The 25,513-nt window shown below is 45.0% G+C and carries 23 protein-coding genes and 1 tRNA gene; 8 read left to right on the plus strand and 16 right to left on the minus strand.

Translation table 11 applies throughout. The features are described from left to right. The first annotated feature begins 127 nt into the window (after nucleotides 1–127). Both BIW15_RS06755 and BIW15_RS06760 read left to right on the plus strand, forming a co-directional pair. Nucleotides 128–568, plus strand: coding sequence for a YcgN family cysteine cluster protein (locus tag BIW15_RS06755; protein WP_005460092.1), 441 nt, complete (start codon nucleotides 128–130; stop codon nucleotides 566–568). A gap of 238 nt (nucleotides 569–806) precedes the next feature. Beyond that, a complete protein-coding gene (locus tag BIW15_RS06760) occupies nucleotides 807–2,486 on the plus strand; it encodes a mechanosensitive ion channel family protein (RefSeq protein ID WP_077280717.1) in 1,680 nt (559 codons plus the stop codon). Nucleotides 2,487–2,556: 70 nt separating this feature from the next. Here BIW15_RS06760 and BIW15_RS06765 read toward each other — a convergent pair whose 3' ends face one another. From BIW15_RS06765 to gap, 10 genes are all read right to left on the minus strand, one after another. Next, nucleotides 2,557–2,841, minus strand: coding sequence for a putative quinol monooxygenase (locus BIW15_RS06765; RefSeq protein ID WP_020838681.1), 285 nt, complete (start codon nucleotides 2,839–2,841; stop codon nucleotides 2,557–2,559). A 32-nt stretch (nucleotides 2,842–2,873) separates the two neighbouring features. Further along, nucleotides 2,874–3,269: a VOC family protein gene (locus BIW15_RS06770; RefSeq protein ID WP_179115240.1), complete on the minus strand. Its 396-nt coding sequence runs from the start codon at nucleotides 3,267–3,269 to the stop codon at nucleotides 2,874–2,876. Nucleotides 3,270–3,421: 152 nt separating this feature from the next. Then, nucleotides 3,422–3,721 (minus strand): ribbon-helix-helix domain-containing protein, encoded by a 300-nt coding sequence (locus BIW15_RS06775; RefSeq protein WP_005460130.1) that lies wholly within the window; start codon nucleotides 3,719–3,721, stop codon nucleotides 3,422–3,424. Nucleotides 3,722–3,857: 136 nt separating this feature from the next. Beyond that, nucleotides 3,858–5,435: an alkaline phosphatase gene (locus BIW15_RS06780; protein WP_005460094.1), complete on the minus strand. Its 1,578-nt coding sequence runs from the start codon at nucleotides 5,433–5,435 to the stop codon at nucleotides 3,858–3,860. A 386-nt stretch (nucleotides 5,436–5,821) separates the two neighbouring features. Then, nucleotides 5,822–6,181 (minus strand): hypothetical protein, encoded by a 360-nt coding sequence (locus BIW15_RS06790; protein WP_077280718.1) that lies wholly within the window; start codon nucleotides 6,179–6,181, stop codon nucleotides 5,822–5,824. A 242-nt stretch (nucleotides 6,182–6,423) separates the two neighbouring features. Then, complete coding sequence (locus BIW15_RS06795) at nucleotides 6,424–7,371, minus strand: ChaN family lipoprotein (protein ID WP_077280719.1); 948 nt, start codon at nucleotides 7,369–7,371, stop codon at nucleotides 6,424–6,426. Between the two features lie 84 nt (nucleotides 7,372–7,455). Then, nucleotides 7,456–8,295: a 23S rRNA (guanine(745)-N(1))-methyltransferase gene (gene rlmA / locus BIW15_RS06800; protein WP_043043467.1), complete on the minus strand. Its 840-nt coding sequence runs from the start codon at nucleotides 8,293–8,295 to the stop codon at nucleotides 7,456–7,458. A 147-nt stretch (nucleotides 8,296–8,442) separates the two neighbouring features. After that, nucleotides 8,443–10,479, minus strand: coding sequence for a methyl-accepting chemotaxis protein (locus BIW15_RS06805; protein ID WP_077280720.1), 2,037 nt, complete (start codon nucleotides 10,477–10,479; stop codon nucleotides 8,443–8,445). 193 nt (nucleotides 10,480–10,672) lie between these two features. Then, the gene (locus BIW15_RS06810) at nucleotides 10,673–11,557 is read right to left on the minus strand and encodes a D-hexose-6-phosphate mutarotase (protein ID WP_029837540.1); all 885 of its coding nucleotides are present in this window, start codon (nucleotides 11,555–11,557) and stop codon (nucleotides 10,673–10,675) included. 157 nt (nucleotides 11,558–11,714) lie between these two features. Then, nucleotides 11,715–12,710 (minus strand): type I glyceraldehyde-3-phosphate dehydrogenase, encoded by a 996-nt coding sequence (gene gap, locus BIW15_RS06815; RefSeq protein ID WP_005479552.1) that lies wholly within the window; start codon nucleotides 12,708–12,710, stop codon nucleotides 11,715–11,717. A gap of 303 nt (nucleotides 12,711–13,013) precedes the next feature. Here gap and msrB point away from each other — a divergent pair, with 303 nt between their 5' ends. Next, on the plus strand, nucleotides 13,014–13,457 hold the full coding sequence (msrB, locus tag BIW15_RS06820) for a peptide-methionine (R)-S-oxide reductase MsrB (RefSeq protein ID WP_011106032.1): 444 nt from the start codon (nucleotides 13,014–13,016) through the stop codon (nucleotides 13,455–13,457). A 106-nt stretch (nucleotides 13,458–13,563) separates the two neighbouring features. On the opposite strand, the gene BIW15_RS06825 is transcribed toward msrB, so the two are convergent. Next, nucleotides 13,564–14,385 (minus strand): DUF2989 domain-containing protein, encoded by an 822-nt coding sequence (locus BIW15_RS06825; protein WP_029999776.1) that lies wholly within the window; start codon nucleotides 14,383–14,385, stop codon nucleotides 13,564–13,566. Between the two features lie 101 nt (nucleotides 14,386–14,486). Between BIW15_RS06825 and BIW15_RS06830 the strand changes: the two genes are divergently transcribed. Beyond that, the gene (locus BIW15_RS06830) at nucleotides 14,487–14,771 is read left to right on the plus strand and encodes a YeaC family protein (protein WP_017447818.1); all 285 of its coding nucleotides are present in this window, start codon (nucleotides 14,487–14,489) and stop codon (nucleotides 14,769–14,771) included. An 87-nt stretch (nucleotides 14,772–14,858) separates the two neighbouring features. On the opposite strand, the gene ansA is transcribed toward BIW15_RS06830, so the two are convergent. Then, nucleotides 14,859–15,872: an asparaginase gene (ansA, locus tag BIW15_RS06835; RefSeq protein ID WP_005479567.1), complete on the minus strand. Its 1,014-nt coding sequence runs from the start codon at nucleotides 15,870–15,872 to the stop codon at nucleotides 14,859–14,861. Nucleotides 15,873–16,036: 164 nt separating this feature from the next. Next, a complete protein-coding gene (gene sppA / locus BIW15_RS06840) occupies nucleotides 16,037–17,887 on the minus strand; it encodes a signal peptide peptidase SppA (protein WP_005494455.1) in 1,851 nt (616 codons plus the stop codon). Nucleotides 17,888–18,112: 225 nt separating this feature from the next. On the opposite strand from sppA, the gene BIW15_RS06845 reads away from it, so the two are divergent. From BIW15_RS06845 to BIW15_RS06855, 3 genes are all read left to right on the plus strand, one after another. Further along, a complete protein-coding gene (locus BIW15_RS06845; protein WP_025535494.1) occupies nucleotides 18,113–20,125 on the plus strand; it encodes an NADPH-dependent 2,4-dienoyl-CoA reductase in 2,013 nt (670 codons plus the stop codon). 179 nt (nucleotides 20,126–20,304) lie between these two features. Then, nucleotides 20,305–20,853, plus strand: coding sequence for an NAD(P)H nitroreductase (locus tag BIW15_RS06850; protein ID WP_005461733.1), 549 nt, complete (start codon nucleotides 20,305–20,307; stop codon nucleotides 20,851–20,853). Nucleotides 20,854–20,958: 105 nt separating this feature from the next. Beyond that, the gene (locus tag BIW15_RS06855) at nucleotides 20,959–22,923 is read left to right on the plus strand and encodes a DNA topoisomerase III (RefSeq protein ID WP_077280721.1); all 1,965 of its coding nucleotides are present in this window, start codon (nucleotides 20,959–20,961) and stop codon (nucleotides 22,921–22,923) included. Between the two features lie 50 nt (nucleotides 22,924–22,973). Here BIW15_RS06855 and BIW15_RS06860 read toward each other — a convergent pair whose 3' ends face one another. After that, complete coding sequence (locus BIW15_RS06860) at nucleotides 22,974–23,180, minus strand: hypothetical protein (protein ID WP_005461782.1); 207 nt, start codon at nucleotides 23,178–23,180, stop codon at nucleotides 22,974–22,976. A 121-nt stretch (nucleotides 23,181–23,301) separates the two neighbouring features. Then, a complete protein-coding gene (locus BIW15_RS06870; protein WP_077280723.1) occupies nucleotides 23,302–23,991 on the minus strand; it encodes an SDR family oxidoreductase in 690 nt (229 codons plus the stop codon). 269 nt (nucleotides 23,992–24,260) lie between these two features. Here BIW15_RS06870 and BIW15_RS06875 point away from each other — a divergent pair, with 269 nt between their 5' ends. After that, on the plus strand, nucleotides 24,261–25,169 hold the full coding sequence (locus BIW15_RS06875) for a histone deacetylase (protein ID WP_025442127.1): 909 nt from the start codon (nucleotides 24,261–24,263) through the stop codon (nucleotides 25,167–25,169). Nucleotides 25,170–25,337: 168 nt separating this feature from the next. Here the strand turns inward: BIW15_RS06875 and BIW15_RS06880 are convergent. After that, a tRNA-Ser gene (locus BIW15_RS06880) sits at nucleotides 25,338–25,428 on the minus strand. Nucleotides 25,429–25,513 lie beyond the last annotated feature (85 nt).

Consider the following 25,513-nt stretch of genomic DNA (forward strand, 5'->3'; position numbering starts at 1 on the left):
AGTTAATTGAAAATGGTTGAATATCGTATTAGATACTTGATGCCGATTGGAGATCGTCTCAAAACTTGAACTTTTGCGGCGAGAAGAGTATAAATCGGCCCCTAATTCCCTTGGTGAGACCTGAAGTATGAGCACTCCATTTTGGCAAAGTAAATCGTTAGAACACATGAGCGAAGAGGAATGGGAATCTCTTTGTGATGGGTGTGGCAAGTGTTGTCTGCACAAGCTAATGGATGAAGATACCGATGAAATCTACTACACCAATGTGGCGTGTAGCTGGCTGAACAGCAAAACATGTTCATGTAAGGACTACCCAAATCGCTTTACCTCTGGCGAAGAGTGCACCAAGCTGACACGCGAAGACATCGACGATTTCACTTGGTTACCGCACACGTGTGCTTACCGTCTGTTAGCCGAAAATCAGCCATTACCAGAATGGCACCCGTTGATTACGGGCTCGAAATCCGCAATGCACGCGGCGGGCGAAAGTGTCCGCAACAAAGTGGTGTACGAAATTGATGTGGTGGATTGGGAAGACCACATTTTGAATCACCCAAATCGCCCATAGCCAAATTGAAACAAGCCTTTTACCAACAGTGAAAGGCTTGTTTGCTTTTAGGGTCAATAAAAGACCGGATTCTCATAAGTGATGACAAAACGACGGTCACTGTTGAACTCTGACGCTTAATTAACTAAATGCTGCTCGGTTTGCAATTTAGTGATGTAAACTTAGGGCATATCATTTCAAGGCTTTACATTCCGATTCTTGATCGCTCCGATCGGGATTCGTTTCCTACGAGGTAAAAATGACGTTTCATTTCCCCCTGAAAAATCGCCAGACACCTTGGGTAGCGATATTCGCTTTATTCATCGCGATGATGACCCCTATTTTTGTGCAAGCTACAGAAAGCACAGAGCCTCCTATTATCTCTGAAGCAGAAGCTTCTATAGATAGCTTGAACATCGACATTGTTGATTTATCGCAAAGCCTATCTCAAACGGCAGGTGATGAGCGTGATGCGCTTCAGCTACAACTTTTCCAAAAAAATGAAGAGTTGAGAAATCAATTAGCGTCCGCGATTGAGCGTGACTCCATCCCTCGTGACAAGCTGATTAAGCTCGTCAAAACGCAGGAAAAGTATTCAAAAGACGCGACCGATTATCTGACGACCAAAACCAAAGAAGTCATTGAAGAGTTAAACAAAGCGAAAGACGAAGAAAAGCTCGCGCTTATTAACGACTACCGCGAGCTTCAACATTACTTGGATGTGAGCTTTGATTCGAGCTGGCAGAATTTGGCATGGCTCAAGCAATTAGGCGTTCAAAATGAGCGTGCGGAAGCGGAATTGCAAGACAAGCTAGATAAGCGCATGCGTTTGCTATCGGCATCGATGGCGTATCTGCGTCAACAAGCAGAAATCATCGGTACGCAGCTTTCATCCAGCCCTGAATCAGAAAAAGCGTCTTTGCAACTTAGCCAACTGATCGTGAAGCAGAGACTGAATATCGCAACGGAAAGTTTGCGTAACCTGATGTCGATCGGCGACAAAATGGGTATTGAGACGTCGGAGTACAAGCGTCAGATCTTTGAAATCACAGGCAGCATCACGCACGACTTGCTAGACACCAAAGTGGTGTGGTCCATCATCAGTCACTGGTCAAACTCCGCGGTGGATTGGTTTGCGGAAAACGCACCACAGCATATCTTCCAGCTATTCGTGTTCGCGCTGATCTTATTGATTGCTCGTGCACTGGCTAAACTCACGCGCAAAGTGGTGAGCAAAGCGGTGTCTTCTAAGAACTTGAAACTTTCCCACCTAATGCAGGACTTCTTTATCTCCATGTCCGGTAAAGTGGTGTGGGTGATTGGTATTATGGTTGGCCTGTCGCAGATTGGCTTGAACTTAGCGCCAATTCTGACTGGTTTCGGTATTGCCGGTGTGATCATTGGTTTCGCGTTGCAAGATACGTTGTCGAACTTCGCAGCGGGTATGATGCTTTTGATTTACCGTCCGTTTGATGTGGGTGATTTTGTCTACGCTGGTGGTGTGGATGGCAAGGTAAGTCACATGAGCTTAGTGAACACCACGATTCGCACCTTCGATAACCAGATCATCATTGTGCCGAACAGTAAGATTTGGGGAGATGTGATCAAGAACGTAACCCATGAGCGTATTCGCCGTGTGGATATGGTGTTTGGTATTGGTTACGCAGACGATTTATTGAAAGCGGAATCGGTACTAACGGATATCGTGACTTCACACCCTGCGGTACTTCGCGCGCCTGAGCCAATGATTAAAGTGCACACTTTGAATACTTCGTCGGTAGATTTCATCGTTCGCCCTTGGGTTAAAACAGATGACTACTGGGAGGTATATTGGGATGTAACGAAAGAAGTGAAGTTACGCTTTGATCGCGAAGGCATTTCGATTCCTTTCCCACAACAAGATGTGCATTTGCACATGGTGGAGAAAAAAGACGCGTAATCGCGTGTCATCCAAATACGAAAAGGCACTCGATAAAGAGTGCCTTTTTATTTGCGGTAAGTTTTGTGTCTTACAGTTCGTTAAAGAACGCTAACTTCGGTTCGCATTCAAGCAAGTTTTCAATCTGGTTGATCAAACGTGCAAAGTGCTCAGTTTTACCGTGAAATTCGAACGCTTCTTGGTCTTTAAATTGCTCTTGAAAAACGAAGTGGCTCGCGTTGTCTTTATCTTGGAACAACTGATAACGAACACAACCTTCTTCATTACGAGTTGGCTCAAGCGCTTGGGTTAGCACTTCTTTCAGTTGTTGTTCTTTCCCCAGTTGTGCGTGAAAGGTAGCAGTCAAGTGAATCATAATTTTTACTCTTTTTTAATTATCGGTTTTAGTTATAGGTAGCGTCCCTGTCGTTGCAGGAACTCAATTTTGTAACCGTCAGGATCGGTGACAAAAAAGAAGGTCGCTAGGTGTTTTTGCTGGTGGTCAAACGCTTTGATGTCACCTGCTTCAATACCTAGAGATTTAATTCGTTTGTGAGCTTGTTCGATGTCGTCCACGCTAACGGCAAGGTGACCGTAACCAGAACCGTGAGTATAAGGTTCGCTTTGGTTGTGGTTGTGGGTAAGTTCTAATTCAAAGCCTGTTTCTTCATTTGCTAGATAGGTTAGGGAGAAACCATCAAAAACGTATTGGTCTTTGATCTCTAGCTCAAGTGCGTCGCGGTAAAATTGTAGGGAACGGTCCAGATCGCGTACTCGGATCATGGTGTGTATCATTTTTGTCATGAGTACTCCTTAATTGTCCGCATAGGTTAGCGAGTACAAAAGGAGTTTGGGTAGTACTAGAGTACGACAAATAAGAATAAGCTCAATAGCTTACGATTGAGGCGTAAAGCCTCATCGATGCCATTGAATATTTTGGTAAGAATAGTTAGGTGTTAAGCGTTAAGTTGAGCAAGCGCTTGATGGAGTGTGTTTTCCGGTTGGCGAGCATACGTGAGACATGCGCAGCGCAGTAAGGATGCAAAGTTGTTCACTTCACCATTGTATTCCAGTGCTTCTTGATACACCGTGCTGATAAACTTTGGAACCGTCATGTCTTGCGCACTGGCAATTTCTTCAAGAATCGTCCAAAAACTCGACTCTAATTTTACGCTGGTGGCATGGCCGTCAATGCGGATGGAACGAGTGATAAACTGATAATTATCCTGTGGTTGTTTAGCAAATATTTCGCACATGGTATTCGTAGATATGATTTAAGACGTGCAAATATTGAGTATTGTTGCTTAAAACGTCAACTGTTTTTGCGGATAAAAAAACGCTCTCGTGAGAGAGCGTTGGAACATCACAAGACGTGAAGTAAGTGCAAGATGATTATTTGATTTGTTGCTTTAGGAACTCACCAAGCTCGGAGTGGTGCATGATTTTTGAAACTGGAAGAATGGTTTCTGCAGGCCCCCAAGCGAACACGTTCACTGGTGTATGAGTGTGCGTGCCTGTTCCCCATACCGTGTTTTGTTTGGTCGCTTGTTCGCGAGCGAGCAAGTTACCGCGGTCGTTGTATGGGAAGAACGCATCAAAGTCGTTAATTGTTGGTACCGTTTCTACTTCTAGGTACGAGTGGCCAGCAACTCGGTATGGGTTTGGTTTGCTTGCTAGTACATGAGCGGCTTGCTCAGGTGTGATAGAAAAATCGCTGTTGGCATTCACCACTTCAGCTAGCTTTTCTGGTGTTTGCTGTGCTTTATCTAGCGCTTCAAACTCGCTGATCATGCCGTAGTAGCTTTTCTTCTGGTTGTATAAACCATCTAGGATTTCAAACTTACCGAAGTTGAAGTTTGGCGCGTAATCGCGTTTTTCAAAGGCTTCACCTTTGCGTTTTTCTGGTTTAGGTAGATTTGCTGATGAGTAGCTAAAGCCAAAAGAACCTGTTTCGTGGTCTGCGGTAACAATGATAAGTGTGTCGTCACGACCTTTCGCCCACTCGTAAACAGAGTTCACCGCTTCGTCGAACTTAATCAACTCATGTAGCATGGTACCAGCATCGTTACTGTGGCCAGCCCAGTCGATTTGACCACCTTCAACCATCAAGAAGAAGCCGTCTTTGTCTTTAGAAAGAACATCAAGCGCTTTGACCGTCATTTCTTTCAACGATGGTTGTGTGCGTTTTGGATCGTTTTTGCTGTTACTGTAAGCAATACCATCATCCATACCTGAGTAAGCGAATAGGCCAAGTAGTTTGTCGCCTTTTGCTTGTGCCAACATGTCTCGGCTGAAAGCTAGGCTGTAGCCTTGGTCTTGCGCTTCGGTAAGCAGATTGCGTTCGTCTTTACGCTTAGATTTTAGGTAAACACTGCCTTGCGTAAGTTTTTCTAGCGCTTGGTAAGTTTCACCTTTGTCGTTAGTCGATTTTGGAATCCAGTGACGCAGACCACCAGATAACAACACGTCGACACCGCTTTCTAGCATATCGGAAGCGATGTTGTTTTCTAGCGAGCGATGAGGCTGATGCGCAGCAAACGCGGCTGGTGTTGCGTGCGTCATGCGCGTATCTGAAACAAGACCCGTTGCTTTGCCTTTGCTCTTGGCTTTTTCCAAAATGGTCTCAACGTGATTGCCTTGGCTGTCAATACCAATCACTTCTGATGCGGTTGGGATACCTGTTGCGAGCATTGTTGCCGAACATGCAGAGTCGACAACGATCGCATCTTCTGGGTTCGTTAAAGATGAGCCAATCACTCCTTCTTGCGCTAACTTGTAGAGCGCGGTGGTTTGGCCTTTGTAAATCGAGTTTGGTGCGTGGTTCGCGTAGGTTTCTAGCAAGCCGACTTGCTGAGGCCCCATACCATCACCAATCATCAGAATAACGTTTTTGATTTCAGCGGATAGCGCATTGAATGAAAGTGTAGATGCAGCCACTGCAGTAATAATCGGAGAAACTAAACGCTTCATTATATTTTCCTTGTTTATTGAAAGCGCAGAAATTAAAGCAGCGGTTTATGACGCTTTTGTGGCGGTAATAAAAGATTCACGGCATTGTCATTTTGGGTTGCTAGCCAACTCGGTCGCAGATGTTGGGGTATAAAAAAGCCCACAGAAGTGGGCTTGGATTACGCTTAGGAGTTGAAAGCATGGACTAAAGTCATCCATTTAGCGCCTTCATAAGAAACTTGATTGAGGGAGCAATAAACGAGTGAATGCAGTAAGAACCATGCCTTATAGATGAAAGATTCATCCATGTTGTATGATGGCTTGTTCTTAAGCGAAAGGAATTATGGTCTGCTTTTCAGTACGGATTCAAACACGGTTTGTTATCGTGTCGAGTAGGAATTTTGCGGCTAGACGAGAGCTAAAATGATACCACTAACAGTGAGCGCAGCGGAAAGATACTGCCCTGCAGAATATGAGCCGTCTTCCTCTTCTTCAATCTTGTCGGGATGATCCATGCCAAGTGCACCGTGAGTGAAAGATTCTACTTTTTCACCCATTGTTTTGTTTTCTGCTTCTACCTTTTTACTCTCATGGTCAATTTGCTGCAACGCCGCTAGCAGTGCCTTACCTTCCGTAGAAAGTGTCACTTTGTTGTGCTCAACTTTGAGTGGCGCGGCAGCCGTATCAACGTGATTGTCTTGATTTTGTGCCACTACTGCCGGTTGCTTAGCATAAGAGTTTACTGGGTTGCTTCCTACTGGATTCATCGAATACTCCTTGGAACATCGACACTCTTTCACTGAGTGCGGGTAAAAAGCAGTTATCTCTATATCGACGGCATAGGGTATTTCTTGAATCAATTTGTACCAATTTGACGCAGATATTCTGAATCAAAGGTTGGAACTCATGATAGGAGAAAACGGGCCTGTTTTTGCCGCCAAGATTGTTTCTTAAATAGCAAAGCAAAAAACAGACCGTATAACTAGATTAAAATGTAGGATAGGCCGCGTTATTTACATTGAAGATCGTCATTACGTGTAGATAGGTGCTTATACGCGGCCATTCGGTTCACATCTTGAACGAAGCGAACCGGCGGTTCGAGTACTTCTAACTGATAATCGGGGCTGTTTGTACTGATTTCAGACGTTGGATTAACCACCACCACTTTAAGTTCAGGGTTGCGTTGTAAAATGGATGCTGCGGTACCTAAACCTGCTTCTGTATGAAATTTCCCCGCGACATGAACAACTTGAGCATTTGGGTTTTGATCGAGGTATTTCACAATCGACTCCGCCATGGTTTCGTCCCACGTTACTTGTGCGGCGTATTGCTTTTCAGTTTGCTCTGGCTTGCCATGATGCATGGATGCCATGAACTTTTCTTTATATGGACTGTTCGCGGTATTGACGTTTTCAGCCACAAAGCTGCGTTCTTCATCATCTAATTTATTCAGGTAATCAACACCTTGACGACCAATACAGCGGACGATGTATTTGGGGGCATTTGCGGCGATAACAGGTAAGTTGGCTTGCTTGGCGAACTCAACGAGTGGGCGGTAATCGCTTTCATAGTTTGGCCACGCATTGCTTTGTGACATGAAGTATTGTTCACCGATTTCGCCTTTTAGATAAGCGTCTAGCACCGATTGCTTGTCACGCGTGACTTGCTCCATAGATAGGGCAATACGGCGTTCGTCAGAAGAAAGCTGCCTCAGTAGATCGGTTTGGAAGCGATGAATACCAGCATGAGTGTGCCACTCTCCAACCAAGATCACGTCAGCGTTTTTTAACTCATCTGGCAGGTTCTGCAAAGCAAGGGCGTTGCCAGAAGGAGAATGCAGTTGGTAATCGTAAAAGGTGGTGACATCTGTTGAAGAAAGGGCCGATGTGGTTGGCGTGGTAGAAACACACCCTGAAAGTACGCTTGCAAATGCAAGGCCTAAAATAGAAAAGCGCATTGAAAAGCCTCCAAAAATGTCCGAGTGATATTAATGGAGGCTGAGCAATGAATCAATATAAATGAGAATGATTTTCGTTATTCTCTATTGATTCTCTTGTTGAACTGGCTTCTTGCGGTAAACGCGTAGCATGAAATCGGCCTCACACTGGAAAAGTGTAGCGGACTTTAGCTCTTCACGAAGTTCATCCTTCGCCTTCCAAGCAAATGGAGTCATTTGCAACAAATCAAATGCAACACCATTTTCTAAGTCCATGGTGTAGTTCAGCTTTTGTTGGTGCTCTAGCTCAAAACCTTCAATGTTCTCTGGTTCTTCATTGTGTAAGCGAACTTCTTGATAGATGCGTTCGCGGAACTGGTAAAGGTGACGACCTGCGGGCGTTACCGTGATCACCACGCCGTTGTCTTTGATGACGCGTTGCAACTCTTCTGCTTTGCATGGCGCGTAAATACGCAAAATCGCATCCAGTGATTGGTCTGCAAACGGCAAGCGATGGCTAGACGCTACACTAAATTGGCAGTTTGGGTAGCGCTTAGAAGCGTAACGAATGGCCACTTTAGAAATATCCAAACCAAAAACAGTGGCTTGTGGATCTTGTTCGAAGAGAGATTGCTGCACTTGATCGGTGTAATAACCTTCACCACAACCGATATCCAGTAATTGGTGTGTCGTACCTTCTGTGTATTTCGCACATAGTCGAGCCACTTCTTGACGCATTGGATCGTAGTGGTTTCCTTCGAGAAAACGGCGGCGAGCTTGCATCATTTCTTTGTTGTCACCTGGATCTTTCGAACGTTTGTGGTGCGCAGGCATCAGATTCACATAACCTTCTTTTGCTAGGTCGAACTGATGATTGTTTTCACACTTAAACGTCTTTTCAGTCAGCGAAAGTGGTTGGTGACATAGAGGGCATTGATAGTTCATGACGATCTCGAACAGAAAGTAGGGCGGCAAATTCTATCAAAAAGCGTGGCTTTAAGTGAAACAAAAAGAGCCGAGATCTTCGGCTCTTTAGGTTCTTGAGCGCCTCTTACACGTTTTGAACAATGATAAGAGGAGAAGGGCAAGGGATTAATGGAAGAAGTCCACTTGCTCTTTTAAATTTCTCGCTTGTTGCTGTAACTCGATCGCACTTTGTGATGTTTTCGCGCTGGTGTTACGGCTCTCTCGGTTTAGCTCACTGATTGAATGCGCGTTGGCTGCAATTTCTTGTGAAACTTGAGCTTGTTCTTCCGAGGTCGCGGCAATGGCATCAGCTTGAGAGGCGATAGATTGTACCTGAACGGCAATCGCTTCGAGTGCGGTGCCTGCGTCTTGCGCTTTGTCTAGCACCTGATTCGCACTGCGTTGGCTGTCAGTCATCATGGTTACGGCATTTTGTGTTGAGCCTTTTAGCTTCTCGATAATCCCAACTACGTCTTGCACTGAGCTTTGCGTACGGTGCGCTAATGTGCGAACTTCATCCGCGACCACAGCAAACCCACGGCCTTGCTCACCGGCACGTGCCGCTTCAATTGCTGCGTTGAGAGCGAGTAGGTTGGTTTGCTCGGCAATTTCGTCGATCATTCTTGTGACGGTTTGGATACTTTCACTGTCACGGTTGACTTGTTCGATGGCTTCGGCTGATTGATCCAATTGATCATTCAACTGCGCCACGTCGACACATACGCCTTCAACAATCGTCAAACCAGATTGGCTATCTAAGTTCGCTGAGCGGACATTCTCAGCAATGCTTTCTACTTGCTGCGCCACCGATTGAGCGGAAGAGGCCATCTCTTCGATCGCTGTTACGACTTGCTCAACTTCTTCTTGCTGACGATCCGCTTGGGTTAAGTTGCTATGAGCATCGCTTGCTACACTGGTCGAGTTACTTTCGACTAAATCGCTGGTAGAACGAATCTGGCCAACTAACTCATTCAGTTGATTTGCCATGCTTGCAACGCCGTTATTCAAATTCACAATCTCATTTTTCGAACGTTTACGAGACGACGGAATTTGTAAGCTGACTTCACCATTAGCTAGGCGCGTCATGTAAGAGTTCAACACCGTTAGAGGCTGTAAGCTGCGAGTTAAGAACAGAGTGAGCACAACAAAAGTGATGCTCGCTGCTACCGAAGAAATGATGGCTATCAGTTTAAGTAGCGTGTCGCTGCCTTTGGTCACTTCTTTGATGAATGTACCGCCCAGTAGTTTCCAGTTCCAGCCGGGTACTTCGGTGAACACTAAGTATTTTTCACCGACGGTTGATCCGTATTGGAATGGGTAGCGGATCAGACCACTCTTTTGTTCGAAAATCTTATGGAAAGGCTTGTTACCATCGTAATCACGAACTTCTACGATTGAAGGATCGGTAGCGCTCTTAGTCGGGTGGAGTAAGTACTTACCAAGATTGTTTTCGTCGTTATCGACAATGATGGTGTAGCCTGTGTCGCCCCACTTAATCTCTTCTAGTGCATCAAACAGAGTTTGTGTGGCTTGGTCTACTGGCAAACCGATAAATGACAAGCCAGATACGTTACCGTTAGCGTCTTTGATTGGCGCGTAATAGGTAATGTAGCGTTCGCCATATAGTTTGATTTGCGCGTAGTAAGGTTTTCCGCTCTTTAAGAGTTGGTAACCAGGATGGTTGCGTCCAAGAGTCGTGCCTACTGCACGCTTACCTTGCGGATCTTTTAATGATGTTGAAACGCGAATGAAGTCATCACCAAGTGGTGCAAATAACGTTGCGATTGCTCCGGTATCACGTGTGAAGCTGTCGACCAGCTTTGTGTCGTTAATCAAACTTTCGCTGTATTGCGTGATATTTGGTACTTCATGGCCCATGAAGTCTACCGTGTAGTTTTCTACATAAACGCCTGCAAGGTAACCATTGCGAAAAGTTGATTCGAGTACTTGAGCAGTATGAAGGTAAGCATCGAACTGACCGGCAATGGTTTTTGCCATCGACTCGACTTTGGATTGATGTTCTCTCAACGTACTTTCTAGCAGCACGCCAGATGCGTTTCGATAAACGAGCGCAGCAATGCTGGAAAAGGCAATTACTAGGCACAAAGTGATGACTAACTTTAGTTGAAAGCCAACACTTTGATTTCTGTACTTTTCTAACATGGAATGTCTTCCTGATATATTTATAACTTATGAGTTTTATATCGGCATGCTATCGGTTTATATGAATAATTTTTTTGATATCTATTAATTAAATTATCAAAAAACTCAGATAACCAATGAGTTAGTTAGAAAGTGACCGAGGAAGAACGGAAATGATTTCAAAAAAAAGGCCGGATGAGCCGGCCTAGGAGGATTATTGGGCAGCAATCACTGTCACGAGCTCGTAGCTCTCGCCTGGCTCAAGAGTCTTGCCTTCTTCAATACTTGGTGCATGAAGGGCAGATTCCACACACAGCATGGTTTCATAGCCATTGTCAGCCATATCTCCCATCCCTTGTGCACCTTCCGCCCACGGGTTCCATAGTACTGCGGAGTTATGGCCGCGGTTCGTTACGCTCAACGTGCGGTTAAGAACAGGGTCTTTCACTAAAATTTGAGCTTCTGGTTGCGTGTATACGCGATCGATGGTGTCAGTCAGTTGAAGAACCTCACCACCCTGACACACTTCGCTATTTTTCAAGCTGTCGATGTACTCATTGCCCATACCTGTTGTTTGCGCTTGTTTGATATCGCCCACGTTTAGGTAAGTATGTAATGCGCCTGAGAACGTCCAAGCTTCATCATCGATATTAAGAACTTTCAGCGTTACTTTGAGTTCGTCACCCACTTCGATAAGAAGACGCGCATCAAACATGTGTGGCCAAATTTGATGTGTTTCTTCGGTTGGGAATAGTGCCAACTCGACGATGACACCATTTTCATTTTCGCGGTGCTCAACCAATTCCCATTCGGATGTACGCGCAAAGCCATGAGCTGGTGCAGCAATACGGCCAAACCAAGGCCAACAAACAGGAATGCCACCACGTAATGCTGCTTTGCCATCAAAAATGGCTTTTTCGCTCATCCAGATCAAGTCTTCTTGACCTTGTGGTGCGTACGAGACTACATGACCGCCGTGTAAAGCAATACCTGCTGTCGCTTTGTCATGAATAATACGAACGATCTTTACGTTATCGATTTCGACAACAGTTACGTTGTCTGAAAGAACGGTTAGAGGAGGAAGAGTTTTTAAATCCATGTGCTTGTTTCCTACACTGGGGAAGAGGTAGATTTCGGCGCACTTCTCAGTATTTATGAAAGTACGTCTGAGATTTTTCTCAAATTCCAGATACAAAAAAGGCGACTATCAAGCCGCCTCTTTTTCAACTCAGTTAAGAGCTAATCACGATTTCTAATTACTTAGAGATGTGTGCGATTAGGTCTAGAACTTTGTTTGAGTAACCGATTTCGTTGTCGTACCAAGATACAACTTTAACGAAGTTATCAGTTAGAGCGATACCAGCTTTAGCATCGAATACTGAAGTTTGAACTTCACCGATGAAGTCTTGAGAAACAACTTGGTCTTCAGTGTAGCCTAGAACGCCTTTTAGTTCGCCTTCAGAAGCTTCTTTCATTGCTGCACAGATCGCTTCGTAAGATGCGCCTTCTTTTAGGTTAACTGTTAGGTCAACTACAGAAACGTTAGCTGTTGGTACGCGGAAAGCCATACCAGTTAGTTTGCCGTTTAGTTCTGGAAGAACAACGCCTACAGCTTTAGCAGCACCAGTTGAAGATGGGATGATGTTTTGAGAAGCACCACGACCACCGCGCCAGTCTTTAGCAGAAGGACCGTCTACAGTTTTTTGAGTTGCTGTAGTAGCGTGAACTGTAGTCATAAGACCAGATTCGATACCGAACTTGTCGTTAAGAACTTTAGCGATAGGCGCTAGACAGTTAGTAGTACAAGAAGCGTTAGAAACGATGTCTTGACCAGCGTAAGTAGCGTGGTTAACGCCCATTACGAACATTGGAGTAGCGTCTTTTGAAGGACCAGTTAGAACAACTTTCTTCGCACCAGCTTCGATGTGCTTACGTGCAGTCTCGTCAGTTAGGAAAAGACCAGTTGCTTCTGCTACAACGTCAACACCGATTTCGTCCCATTTAAGGTCAGCTGGGTTGCGCTCTGCAGTAACACGTACAGTTTTACCGTTAACGATTAGGTTACCGCCTTCAACTTCAACAGTACCGTTGAAACGGCCGTGAGTTGAGTCGTACTTAAGCATGTATGCCATGTATTCTACGTCGATAAGGTCGTTAATACCTACAACTTCGATGTCTGCGCGCTCTTGCGCTGCACGGAATACGAAACGACCGATACGGCCAAAACCGTTAATACCTACTTTGATAGTCATTATAGTTGCTCCACAACTTAATTTCTGATTAAAGATAACTGGTAGTAAAATTACAGAATCCAGTAAACATCTGCAACAGATAATCGGACTTAACTTGTTTAAAGTCAAAAAAAAGCGACGCTTTTTTTAACAATTCTTCGCAAATGTTCGTTTTTTAAACTTTTACTGAATCTTCTGTAGTCCAGTTGGCGTAATATAACTTGCGAGATAAGTACTCGTATCAAATTCATTACACATGGTGTCCTGGTGAGAAAGTATGTGCTACAACTGTTACGAGAAGCAAGTTTTTTGCTAAAAAAGTCAATGCCCAAAATAGTAAAGAAGGAACCGAAATTCGTGGAACAAAGCGGAAAAAAAGTAACGAAGTCTGATGAACAGTGGCGTGAGCAGTTATCTGACGAAGAGTTCCGTGTCTGTCGAGAGCAAGGTACAGAGCCGCCGTTCAGTGGTAAGTTACTGCATAATAAAGAGACGGGCGTTTACGCTTGTACGTGCTGTAATGCCCCTCTATTTATCTCGGATAACAAGTACGACTCTGGTTGTGGATGGCCGAGTTTTGATGCACCTCTTAATAATGAAGCAATACGCTATTTGGAAGATCTAAGTCACGGAATGGTTCGTACGGAGATTCGTTGTGCGAGCTGTGATAGCCATTTGGGTCACGTTTTTGAAGACGGTCCGAAGACCACTGGCGAGCGTTATTGTGTAAATTCGGTGTCGTTAATTTTCAACAAATCTGACGAATAATGACATTTTTGCTGTTAAGAGTGTTTTATCCTTTCATCGTACCGTTAGACCACTCATAATCACCAGCAATAGGAAAAAAACTCCCGGCTAAGCGGGAGTTTTTTGTTTACATGTCTTTAGGGACCATATCGGGCGAATAACTGCCTTTGCGTATTGCCTTTGCAATCGTATCGGCCAACTCATCTAACTTTTCGTATTGGCTCGGATCCTCGAAGTGGTACATACGCTGCAACTGCTTTTCATCCGCTAAAGGCACATCAAATCGTTTGGCAACCATCGCCCATAAGTACGCCTGCTTTTTCTCGCCTAAACCTTGGTTAATGCTTGCCAGTGATTTAAGTATCACAGGGTTTAGGTTGTCTTTGTTTGACAGAGCCAAAGCATTATTGAGCAAGACTAGCGTTTTTTTTGCGTCTCTATTGGTATAGAAAGTGGCTAAGGCATACTGCATTTCTGCAGTATTTAACTGGGGTGTGCCTTCCATTTGTAAAAATTGGCGACGTGCTTGTGTATCGCCCGTTTGTGACCAAAGAAAATAGAGTGTCTCTGGTTGTTGAGAACCTTTCAGTTCTTCGACGATACGCTTGAGTTCATCTATGCTGTGTACCAAGGCATTAAAGCGTTGCCTTTTTAGCTCACTTTGATCGATAGGGGTGATCTGAGACGCGAGCTCCAAACATTTGCGATAATCAGCAACGATGCTGTATTCGGTAATTTGGTTTGCTTCTGATGGGTTTTTCAGTAGCTCAAAACGGTGCCAAATTAACTTGGTTCTAGGAATTCGACATTGGCCGTCATCCATATTGAGGTTTTCACAACGGAGCTCTGGCGTTTTTTGACACAACTCTTCTGTTGTAACGTTGCCTTCAAAACAGCCCGTCAAAGTAAGGGTAGTGAGGCTGGCGAGTAACCAGTATGTTTTTTTCATGGTTTTGCTTGTGATCCGTTACACCAATTCATTTTCGTGTTCTTGACTCAGTTTCTTAACCCGTTATGTTCTGTAAATAGAATGTAATAAGAAGGTACATTATGGACGCAGAACAACTATTAAAAGCGATAACTCCAGAAGTTTATGATCGTTTGGTTTATGCAGTAGAAACGGGAAGATGGCCTGAGGGTACAACACTTTCTAAAGAGCAGCGAGATTCGTGTATGCAAGCTGTGATGTTGTATCAATCAAAACACAATACCGAGGCGCAACATATGACGGTTGCGGCTGGTGGTGAAATCAGTTTTAAGTCTAAACAGGAACTGAAAAAACAGTTCAATACCGATGAAAGTGACATTGTTCGTGTAAACCCGAATCTCGATTGATTCTGTCACTTCATGCCAAAGTAAAAAGCCCAATCAATATTGGGCTTTTTTTATATTCGAAGCATTGTTAGAGATTCGAAGAAGCGATTACAGGCTCATTTCGCCACGCAGTACTTCCTGCATTTTCTCTTTTACTTCTTCGTAAGACAGATTTTGGCTCAATAAGAAGTGCAGTTTTGCGAGCGCCGCTTCTGGCGTCATATCGTAACCGCTAATTACGCCTGCATCTGCCAACGCACAGCCTGTCGCATAACCGCCCATGTTGACTTTACCAGCCAAACATTGAGTCAGGTTGACTACAATAACACCACGCTCAGAGGCTTCTTTAAGATGGCCTAGTAGTTCTGGGTTTTGCGGAGCGTTACCCACACCAAAGGTTAGCAAAATCATTGCATTTACTGGCTGAAGCAAGGTATTGCGGATAACTTCATGTGAAATACCCGGATACATTGTGATCACACCGATTGGTTGAGGAGTAATGTTGTGAACTTTGAATTCACCTTCAGGTTGCGCGTTCACCTTGATGCTGTTGCTAATCTGAATGTTGATGCCCGCTTCCAACAGTGGCGGCAAGTTTGGTGACGTAAATGCATTAAAGCCGTCAGCATGAGATTTTGTGCTGCGGTTGCCACGCATCAACTGATTGTTGAAGAATAAGGTGACTTCGTTGATTGGGTAGTTTGCTGCGATATGCAGAGCATTTAGTAAGTTTGCTTGACCATCAGAGCGCAGTTCAGCCAAAGGAATTTGAGAACCAGTAACGATAACTGGCTTACCTAGGTTTTCTAGCATGAAAGACAAAGCCGACGCGGTGTAAGCCATCGTGTCAGTGCCGTGCAGAATAACGAAACCATCGTACTTGTCGTAGTTGTCACGAATGTCATCAGCGATTTGTTGCCAGTCTGCTGGTGTCATATCTGATGAATCGATAAGAGGATCATATTCGTGGATAGTGTATTCCGGCATCTCTGGACGGTGAAATTCCGGCATGCTGGCAAGCTGTTTTTCCATAAAGCCAGCGATAGGAACGTAACCGTGATCCGATTTTAGCATACCGATGGTGCCACCGGTGTAAGCGATGTAGATGTGTTTTCTAGTCATCGTTTTTTCTTTCATGTAGGGGAACAGAGGCGGGATTATATACCTAAATAACCTTGAGATGCGAGGCTCGGCGCACAGCATATGAAAGTCATCTGAGGAGATGTTGAGCTCAATAAAAAAGGGCATCTCACGTAGAGATGCCCTTTGTGTTTCTTACTGAAAATCTACTGTACTTGGCAGTTCAAACAGAAAGCGTATTGTCCTTTCGGATCGTTAAAGCTTTGAAGCAGACTTGCATCTTGTTCGAACTGTTGAGCCACAGGTTGAAGGCTCTTTGGCAGAAGGCTTGTTGCGTCAACACCAAGGGATACTTTCACCTGATTCATGAATTCTTGTAGGAATAGTTCTGTTGGTGACAATGGCTCTTCAACCCAGTAAATACCGTAATCTGTCACGTTCGCCAGCTTCGCCGCTAACTCAACGGCATCATCGAAGTCACCCATTTGGTCAACAAGACCGAATGATAAGGCATCTTGACCTGTCCAAACTCGGCCTTGCGCGACTTTGTCTACCTCTTCTACCGTCATATCTCGGTTTGAACCAACCAAAGAGATAAAGCGTTTGTAGCCATGCTCAATGCCTAATTGGAACGCTTGAGACGCGCCTTCAGACAAGCCAGTCGTAATGCCGTCGCCAGAAAACGGTGAGGTGCCAACGCCGTCGGTGTTGATACCAAGTTTGCTGAAGCCTTTTTCGAACGTCGTAATAACGCTGAAGATACCAATAGAACCTGTCAGTGTTGTTGGTTGTGCGACGATTTTATCTGCGCTCATTGAAATCCAGTAACCGCCAGAGGCCGCTAAGCTCGACATCGAAACTACAACAGGTTTGCCTGCTTTTTTTAGCGCTTCTACTTCGTTGCGAATCACTTCTGACGCAAACGCACTGCCACCGGGGCTGTCTACGCGAAGCACGACTGCTTTTACCTTCTCATCGTTACGCGCTTGACGCAGTAGACTTGCAACTGTGTCACCGCCTACTGTTCCACGAGGTTGTTGACCATCCATGATGGCGCCACTTGCAACAACAACGGCAATATCATGGTTTGCGAGTGTGTAGTCAGGGCGAATCGTTGCTAGGTAGTCGTAATAACTAATGGCGTTGTAGCTGTCTTTACCATCGCTACCAAATTCTTTGGCGAATAAGGTACGAATATCTTGGCGTGTCGCCAATTCATCAACTAACCCCATTTTGACTGCCAATTGCGCCAAATCACCATCCACAGATTTCATCTCGGTAAGCAGTTCTTCCATCGTTGGGTTTAGCACTTTGGCGTTGATGTTGCGGTTAGTCGTCACGTCATCGACAAAAGCGCTCCACAACTGAGTGACCCAGCGCGTGGCAGACTCTTTTGCCGCATCCGACATGTCGTCACGAATAAACGGCTCGATAGCTGATTTGTAAGTACCGACTCGGAAAACGTGAGTGGATACGTCTAACTTCTCTAGCAGAGTTTTGTAATACATAGAGTAAGCGCTGTAGCCCTTAATCAGTACGCCACCATCAGGCGCCATGTACACTTTATCGGCGTAGCTTGCTAAGTAATATTGGCTCTGATTGTAAAAGTCACCCACCGCGTAAACTGGTTTACCTGATGCCTTAAACTCGTTTAACGCTTTAGCAATGTAACGAAGTTTCGTTAAGTTCGTTTCTGGCAGATCGCGCAGTGCCAATACCAAGCCAGAGACTTTGGCATCGTCTTTTGCGTAGCGAATGGTGTCCACGATATCGAACAAAACGTTCTCTTTTGGCATCTCGTTACCTAAAAGAGAACCTGCGACTGAGTCCATTGGATTGACATAACGACGCTGTTCCACGATGGGACCAGAAAGGTTCATAACCAAAGCGGATTCTTTCTCGATAACAGGTCGTCCTTCGCCAGTGTAGGTAAACGCAAAGTAAAACACGGCAATCATCAAAAGGAAGATCAGGTTTGCCAACGCGAGTCTAATAAAGGTGATGCTTTTCCATATCCCCTTAAATATCAAACCAATAAATTTGAAGAGTTTTTTCATCTTGTCTCCATAACGAGATAGTCTTTCCCTAATCTTACAAAGTATGGGTTCTTATCTCTAAGATCTCAAAAGATAACATTTTTTTAGCTTATCACGCTCACTCAACAATTGGCATATTTTCGCGCGAGATTGATCGGTGTTACAAAAATGTAAACGCCTGTTTGATTTTTTGGTTTTCCGGACGTAGTCTGGTCAGACCATGATAATAAAAATGGATGTTTAGTGATGTCTGCCATGTACCCTAATTTATTAAAACCACTGGACCTAGGTTTTACACAATTACGAAATCGAGTCCTGATGGGATCAATGCACACAGGCCTAGAAGAGCACAAGGAAGGATTGCAAAAGCTCGCCGCGTTTTATGAAGAGCGCGCGAAAGGTGGCGTCGGGCTTATCGTGACCGGCGGTTTTTCACCGAATTTACGCGGTCGTTTGCACCCGTTAAGTGCGGAGTTTAGTAAGCCAAAACACGCAAAGGCGCACCGAGTAGTTACCGATGCCGTGCACAAGCATGGTGGCAAAATTGCACTACAGATTTTACATGCTGGGCGTTACGCGATGCACCCGTTTGCGCAGAGCGCCTCTGGCATTAAAGCGCCGATCGCGAAGTTTGCGCCGAGTGAAATGAGCGAGCGTCAGATCAAAAAGACCATCGATGCATTTGCCAACAGCGCTGAACTCGCTCAACTTGCCGGTTATGACGGCGTGGAATTAATGGGCTCAGAAGGTTATTTAATCAATCAATTCCTTTGTAAGCGCACCAATATGCGATATGACGATTGGGGCGGCAGTTACAAAAAACGCATGCGCTTCCCGTTGGAGATAGTGAAAGCTGTACGTAAAGCGGTGGGTGAGAAGTTCATCATCATTTTCCGTCTTTCGATGCTGGATCTCGTCGAGCAGGGCAGCACGTTCGAAGATGTGATTGAATTAGCCAAAGGATTGGAAGACGCGGGCGTCACCATTATCAACACTGGTATTGGGTGGCATGAAGCACGTATTCCGACCATTGCAACGCAAGTACCTCGCGGTGCATTTACATGGGTAACCGAGAAGGTGAAACCGCACGTTTCTGTGCCAATCGTCACCTGTAACCGAATTAACACTCCTGATGAAGCAGAGCGAATCCTTGCTTCTGGTCAGGCGGATATGGTGTCAATGGCTCGCCCGTTCTTGGCGGATCCATACTTTGTCGCGAAGGCAGAACAAGAGAAAGCGCAGTTTATTAATACTTGTATCGGTTGCAACCAAGCGTGTCTGGACAACGTATTTAAAGGTAAGCGCGCTAGTTGTCTCGTCAATCCACTTGCCTGTTACGAAACAGAAATTGTGGTTGAACCAACGTTCAAGAAGAAAAATATTGCCGTTGTAGGCGCAGGCCCTGCTGGTTTAGCTTGTGCGACGACTTTAGCTGAACGTGGTCATAAAGTTGACCTGTTTGAAAAGAACGACCGAATTGGTGGGCAATTCCGCTTAGCGATGCAAATCCCAGGTAAAGAAGAATTCAGAGAAACGATTCGCTACTTTGCCAACCGAATTGATGAAACGGGTGTAAATCTGCATTTGTCTACGGAAGCGAACTACGATTTGCTGACAGAGTACGATGAGGTTGTGATGGCTTCTGGTGTTGAACCGCGTAAGGTCAATATCGAAGGTATTGATAATGCAGAAAAAGTGGTGGATTACCAAACGCTGATTCGTGACAAAACGCCGGTCGGTGAAAAAATCGCCATTGTTGGTGCTGGTGGTATTGGTGTTGATGTTGCAACAATGATTACCGAGCCAGCAGGGCAAACGTTGGATGATTGGCTGCATGAATGGGGCATTGATAAAGAAATGTCGCAACCAGGTGGACTGTACCCATACCCAGACGCGGTGAGTGACAAAGAAGTGTGGGTGCTTCAGCGTCGCAAAGGTCGTGTTGGTAAAGGACCGGGTAAAACGACAGGGTGGATCCATAAACGCACATTAGAAAAACGCGGAGTGCATCTACTTGGTGGCGTGTCTTATGACAAAATTGATGACAACGGTTTACACATTCATGTAGATGGTAAGGCGCAGCTTTTAGAGGCTGATAAAGTCGTTATTTGTGCGGGACAGGAATCAGTACGTCCGTTTGAAGACAAGTGGTCTGAACTTGGTGAAAAACTGCATATCATCGGTGGCGCTGATCATGCCGGTGAGTTGGATGCAGTGCGTGCAATTCGCCAAGGCGTAAAACTTGCTGTGAAGCTATAACATCGAGCTTTATATGACTCAAAAGCTGCGTGTGATGCGCAGCTTTTTTGTTTCTGTCACTCTCGGTTTGTGTGAATCATCACGATAATCCCTAAAAAACAGATTGTTATTCGAGTGAGAGGATTATGCTAAAGTGAGCAGCAAAGAAAATAACAGTTAGATTCAATAAGGACTCGCTCATGGAAGCTCTCGATCTTTTGCTTAACCGTCGCTCTATCGCCAAATTATCTGCGCCAGCACCAGAGGGCAAAGCGTTGGAGAATATTATTCGCGCAGGTCTTCGTGCTCCTGACCATGCGGGCTTAACCCCTTGGCGTTTTGTGATTGCTCAAGGTGATGGTTTGAAGAAGCTATCAGATATTTTGGTGAAAGCCGCGATTGCAGACCATAGTGATGAGGCTGTGATCGAAAAAGTGAAAAATGCGCCGTTTCGTGCCCCAATGGTCATTACCGTGATCGCGAAAGTAACCGAGCATGAGAAAGTCCCTGCATTGGAACAATATCTTTCTGCGGGCTGCGCTGTTCAAGCAATGCAAATGGCGGCGGTTGCGCAAGGTTTCCAAGGTTTTTGGCGTTCAGGTAAATGGATGTTCCACCCTGAGGTACATCAAGCATTTGGCCTAGAAGGTGAAGATGAAATTGTTGGATTTCTATACCTTGGTACACCAGGTTGTACTCCAATGAAAGTGCCAGAGCGCGATTTGTCTAAGTTTGTTGAATTTCAATAAATACATACCTAGATAACGCTTACTGTTCATTTATACAGTTTTTCCTTGATTTCTTAGGGCTACATTCGATAATGTGGCCCTAATTATTTTGATTTCCAAATCCTTATGTCTCGTCTGTTTATTGCTGAAAAACCCAGTCTAGGTCGTGCTATTGCGGCTGCTTTACCTAATCCCCAAAAGAAAGACCAAGGCTTTATCCGTTGTGGAAATGGTGATGTGGTGACGTGGTGTATTGGTCATTTGCTAGAGCAAGTTGAGCCAGACGCTTACGATGAACGCTACAAAAAATGGAGCATGGCCGATCTGCCGATTGTTCCTCAGCAATGGCAACTTAGACCGAGAAAAAGTGCCAGTAAGCAGTTAACCGTGATTCGTAAATTGCTCAAAGAAGCAACTGAAGTGATTCATGCGGGAGACCCAGACCGTGAAGGGCAGCTGTTAGTTGATGAGGTTCTCGACTACTGCAAGCTTTCCAAAACTAAGAAAGAAGCGACACAGCGTTTGCTGATTTCTGACTTGAACTTACCTGCGGTGAAGCGCGCACTAAACTCAATGCGCAGTAATCGTGATTTTATTCCTCTGTCTGTTTCCGCTCTCGCGCGCTCACGGGCGGATTGGTTGTATGGAATGAATATGTCTCGCGCTTATACCTTGCTGGGACAAAAGGCTGGCTACCAAGGTGTGCTCTCGGTTGGGCGTGTGCAAACTCCGGTTCTAGGGCTTGTCGTCCGTCGAGATGAAGAAATTGAAAACTTTGTTCCGAAAGATTACTTCACGCTGCACGCATTGATCCCGTATCAAGACCAAAATGGGGCGTTTGATATTCGCGCACGCTGGAAACCCAGTGAGGCTTGCAAACCATGGCAGGATGAAGAAGGGCGAGTATTAAATCGCAAGTTAGTCGAAAACGTCGCTAATCGGATCGCGAACCAGCCAGCGATAGTGAAGGAATCAGAGCAGAAGCAAACCAAGCAATCTGCACCATTGCCATATTCATTGTCTGCTTTGCAGATTGATGCAGCAAAGCGTTATGGCATGAGTGCGCAGCAGGTGCTAGATACTTGTCAGGCACTATACGAAAAGCACAAACTGATCACTTATCCGCGTTCTGATTGTCGCTACTTGCCGTTGGAGCATTATTCTCAAGCTGGAACGGTTACATCCGCTATTGCAAACAACGCCAAAGAACTGCAAAGCGCAGTGAATGGTGCCGATTTATCGATTAAGTCGAAAGCGTGGAATGACAAAAAAGTCGATGCTCACCACGCCATCATTCCAACGCCTAAGCAAGCCAACGTTAATGCGCTGTCTGGCAACGAAATGAAAGTGTATCAGCTCATTGCGCGCCAATATTTAATGCAGTTTTATCCTGCGGCTGTCTATGCCGAAGCGAAATTGGTATTCGACATCGCTGGTGGCATTTTCATTGCTAAAGGTCGTCAACTTGTTTCGCCGGGTTGGAAAGCGCTGATGGGAAAAACGGATAAAGAAGACGAAGGTATTGATGCGGTGCCACCGTTAAGTGAAGGCACGGTGTTAACATGTCGTGAAGGTGAAATTAAAGACCGAAAAACTGAGCCACCAAAACACTTTACTGAAGCCACTCTGCTGCAAGCGATGACGGGAATTGCTCGTTATGTTGCCGATAAAGAGTTGAAAAAAATTCTGCGCGACACAGATGGATTAGGTACGGAAGCGACTCGTGCGGGTATTTTGGATACGCTCTTTAAGCGTCAGTTATTGACAAGGCAAGGTAAATCCATACTCAGCTCGCAAGCTGGACGAGGGTTAATCAACGCATTACCACAAGATGCGACGTATCCTGACATGACCGCTCATTGGGAGCATCAACTTCAGGGGATGGCAGAAAGAAATCAAGCTTATCAACCTTTCATGCAGGCACTTGAACAGCGTATTGATGGGTTGATGAGCCAAGTAAAATCAGGGCCAATACCGGATTCTCTGCGCCACTTACCTAAAGTCGAACGTCCGGCGTTCAAGCGTAAAAAGCGAAGCTACCCAAAGAGTGGGGCATCGAAAGCGGGAGCCTCAAAGCGAAAGAGCTCTTAAACAAAAGCGGCGCATGATAGCGCCGCTTTTGCTTGTTGTTTGTGGTGGTGTTACTCAAACAGATCGCCGTGATTTTGAATGGCACCTCTTACATCATCTTGCGTAAGAACTCGTTTGCCCGAGACTTGTTTGACTTGCTTACCTAAATCGACCAACGCATCGCGATTCGCTTGTGTTTGACGTTTCCCTGCGCTTCTTAAGCAGTAGTTGAGTTCGTGATCTTCACTAAAATTCACCAGATCTCTATCCGCAGCCATGCTCACTCTCCTTATTTGTTTGATAGCCTTACTAAGTCTGGAAAGGAAACGCAGAAATTCAAGGTTGTCAGAGAAGTAGAAAGCATAAAGCTAACCTACCTCTCATCTTTTTGTAAAATATTTACCAAGGAAGCGAAGTTCCGTCGTAATTGATGAATTGACCAGAGTGTTCAACGGTGCTTTGGTCAATAACTTGTGCCAGCCCTTGAGCTGATATCTCTGCATCTATAAGTGCATTTGGCCCACCCATTGTGGTGCGTACCCAACCAGGGTGCAAAGCAAGGACAGTAAAACCGTCAGGCGTTAAGTCATTGCTTAAGCTTTTGACTACGGAATTGAGTGCCGCCTTTGACGAGCGATAAATATAGCCGCCACCCGATGTATTCTCCGTCATACTCCCGACTTTTGAAGAGATGCAGGCGATTTTTTTCAACTGTCTTTGTTGCAGTTGTGGATAGAGCGTTTCGACCAGTTTAAGTGGCGCTATCGTATTAATCTCAAGTACTTTACGCCATTCATCCACATCGGTGTTTCCAAACCCATAACCTTTAGGGCCGTAGTAACCAGCGTTGTTAATCAAAAGGTCGATAGGTGGCAGGCTCTGAGCAAGTAACGCGATTTTTACGTAATCAGTAACATCCAGTTCATGCAAGCTCAAAGAGGAGTAACGTGCTCTCAAAGGTTGTAGTTCGTCACTGTCTGTGACGTTACGGCTAGTAGCGTGGACGTTCCATCCGCGTTCAAGGTAAAGCTCTGTCAGACTCAAACCAATACCACGATTTGCGCCTGTGATAAAAACACTATGGGCCATTTTTAACTCTCTGGTAAGACTCGTTATCGAACTATTGTGTTAGCTGAGTGCGACAAAATCAACTAACCACCATGCACTAAACAACAGGGATATAAATACAGAGATAGCACAGAAGGAACCAAACAAAGCGCCTAGGACCGTAAATGTCGTTTTCTTCATCGTTGGAGTATGAAATTTAATTTTAATGAAAATCATTATCAATTAAATTAATTTCTATTCAACCTTTGTAGTTGGTAATATTTCACAACGTTGTATGAAAAGAATGTCTCATGTTGCCACTGATATACCACCCTATATACTCAAAACTTGAATTGCCTGTAGGGCACCGTTACCCAATCATGAAGTATCAATATCTCTATGAAGAGGTACGTCGCGGTGTGCAAGCTGAGTGGGTACAGTTTTTTGAACCACAAGCGCTGTCAATTGAAGCGATCAAGCGCGTGCATGATGCGGAGTATGTTGACTTACTGGCACAAGGTAATATGCCCGCCGCTAAAATGCGTCGAATCGGCTTTCCTTGGAGTGAAGCTCTGATCACTCGAACACTGACTTCAGCGGCTGGTACACTTCTGACAGCCGAAAAAGCGCTTGAACACGGTATCGCACTGCACTTAAGTGGTGGTTACCACCATGCTCACAAAGATTTTGGTAGTGGATTCTGTTTGTTCAACGATTTAGTGATTGCGGCTAAACACATGTTGGATAACGAGCACGTTGATAAGGTTTTAATTATTGATAGTGATGTTCATCATGGTGATGGAACCGCCACCTTGTGCCAAGAAGAGCCGGACATCGTGACGCTCTCTTTTCATTGCGATAAAAACTTTCCTGCGAGAAAACCACAGTCTGATTTGGATGTTCCGTTAGCAAAAGGAACAGACGATGAAACATTTTTGATGACGTTTAAAGAGGTGGTCGAGATGGCGTTGAATCTCCATCGTCCAGATATGGTGATTTACGACGCTGGGGTAGATATTCATCAAGATGATGAGCTTGGTTACTTTGACGTATCGACTCAAGCAATTTTTGAGCGTGATCGGTTTCTTTTTCAACTGATGAAAAACAGAGGGATTCCTGTTGCCGCCGTTGTGGGTGGTGGATATAGAACAAACCACGCAGACCTTGTACCTATTCACATGCAGTTAATAAAAGCGGCGACAGAAGTCTTTGCCTCTTGATAGTTGAAGAAGGTAATTAGGCAGAACAAAGATCACTAACTTATTAGTGGTCTTTTGCTAAATGTGGCGGAGTGTTGGGCTTGTATTCAAGGAGGGATTTGTCCAAGTCCTTTCAAATCTGAATATACGAAAAAGCCCACTAATTTCTTAGCGGGCTTTTTCTAAATGTGGCGGAGAGATAGGGATTTGAACCCTAGATACGCTATTAACGTATGCCGGTTTTCAAGACCGGTGCTTTCAACCACTCAGCCATCTCTCCGTTGTTGACGCGAATAATATAAGGCTTTGAAAACCTTGTAAACCCCTAAATTATTCGTTTGAGTGTTTCCTGTTCGATTTTGTGT

Origin of the sequence: Vibrio sp. SALL6, from assembly GCF_002002385.1 — a bacterium.
Lineage (GTDB): Bacteria > Pseudomonadota > Gammaproteobacteria > Enterobacterales > Vibrionaceae > Vibrio > Vibrio parahaemolyticus.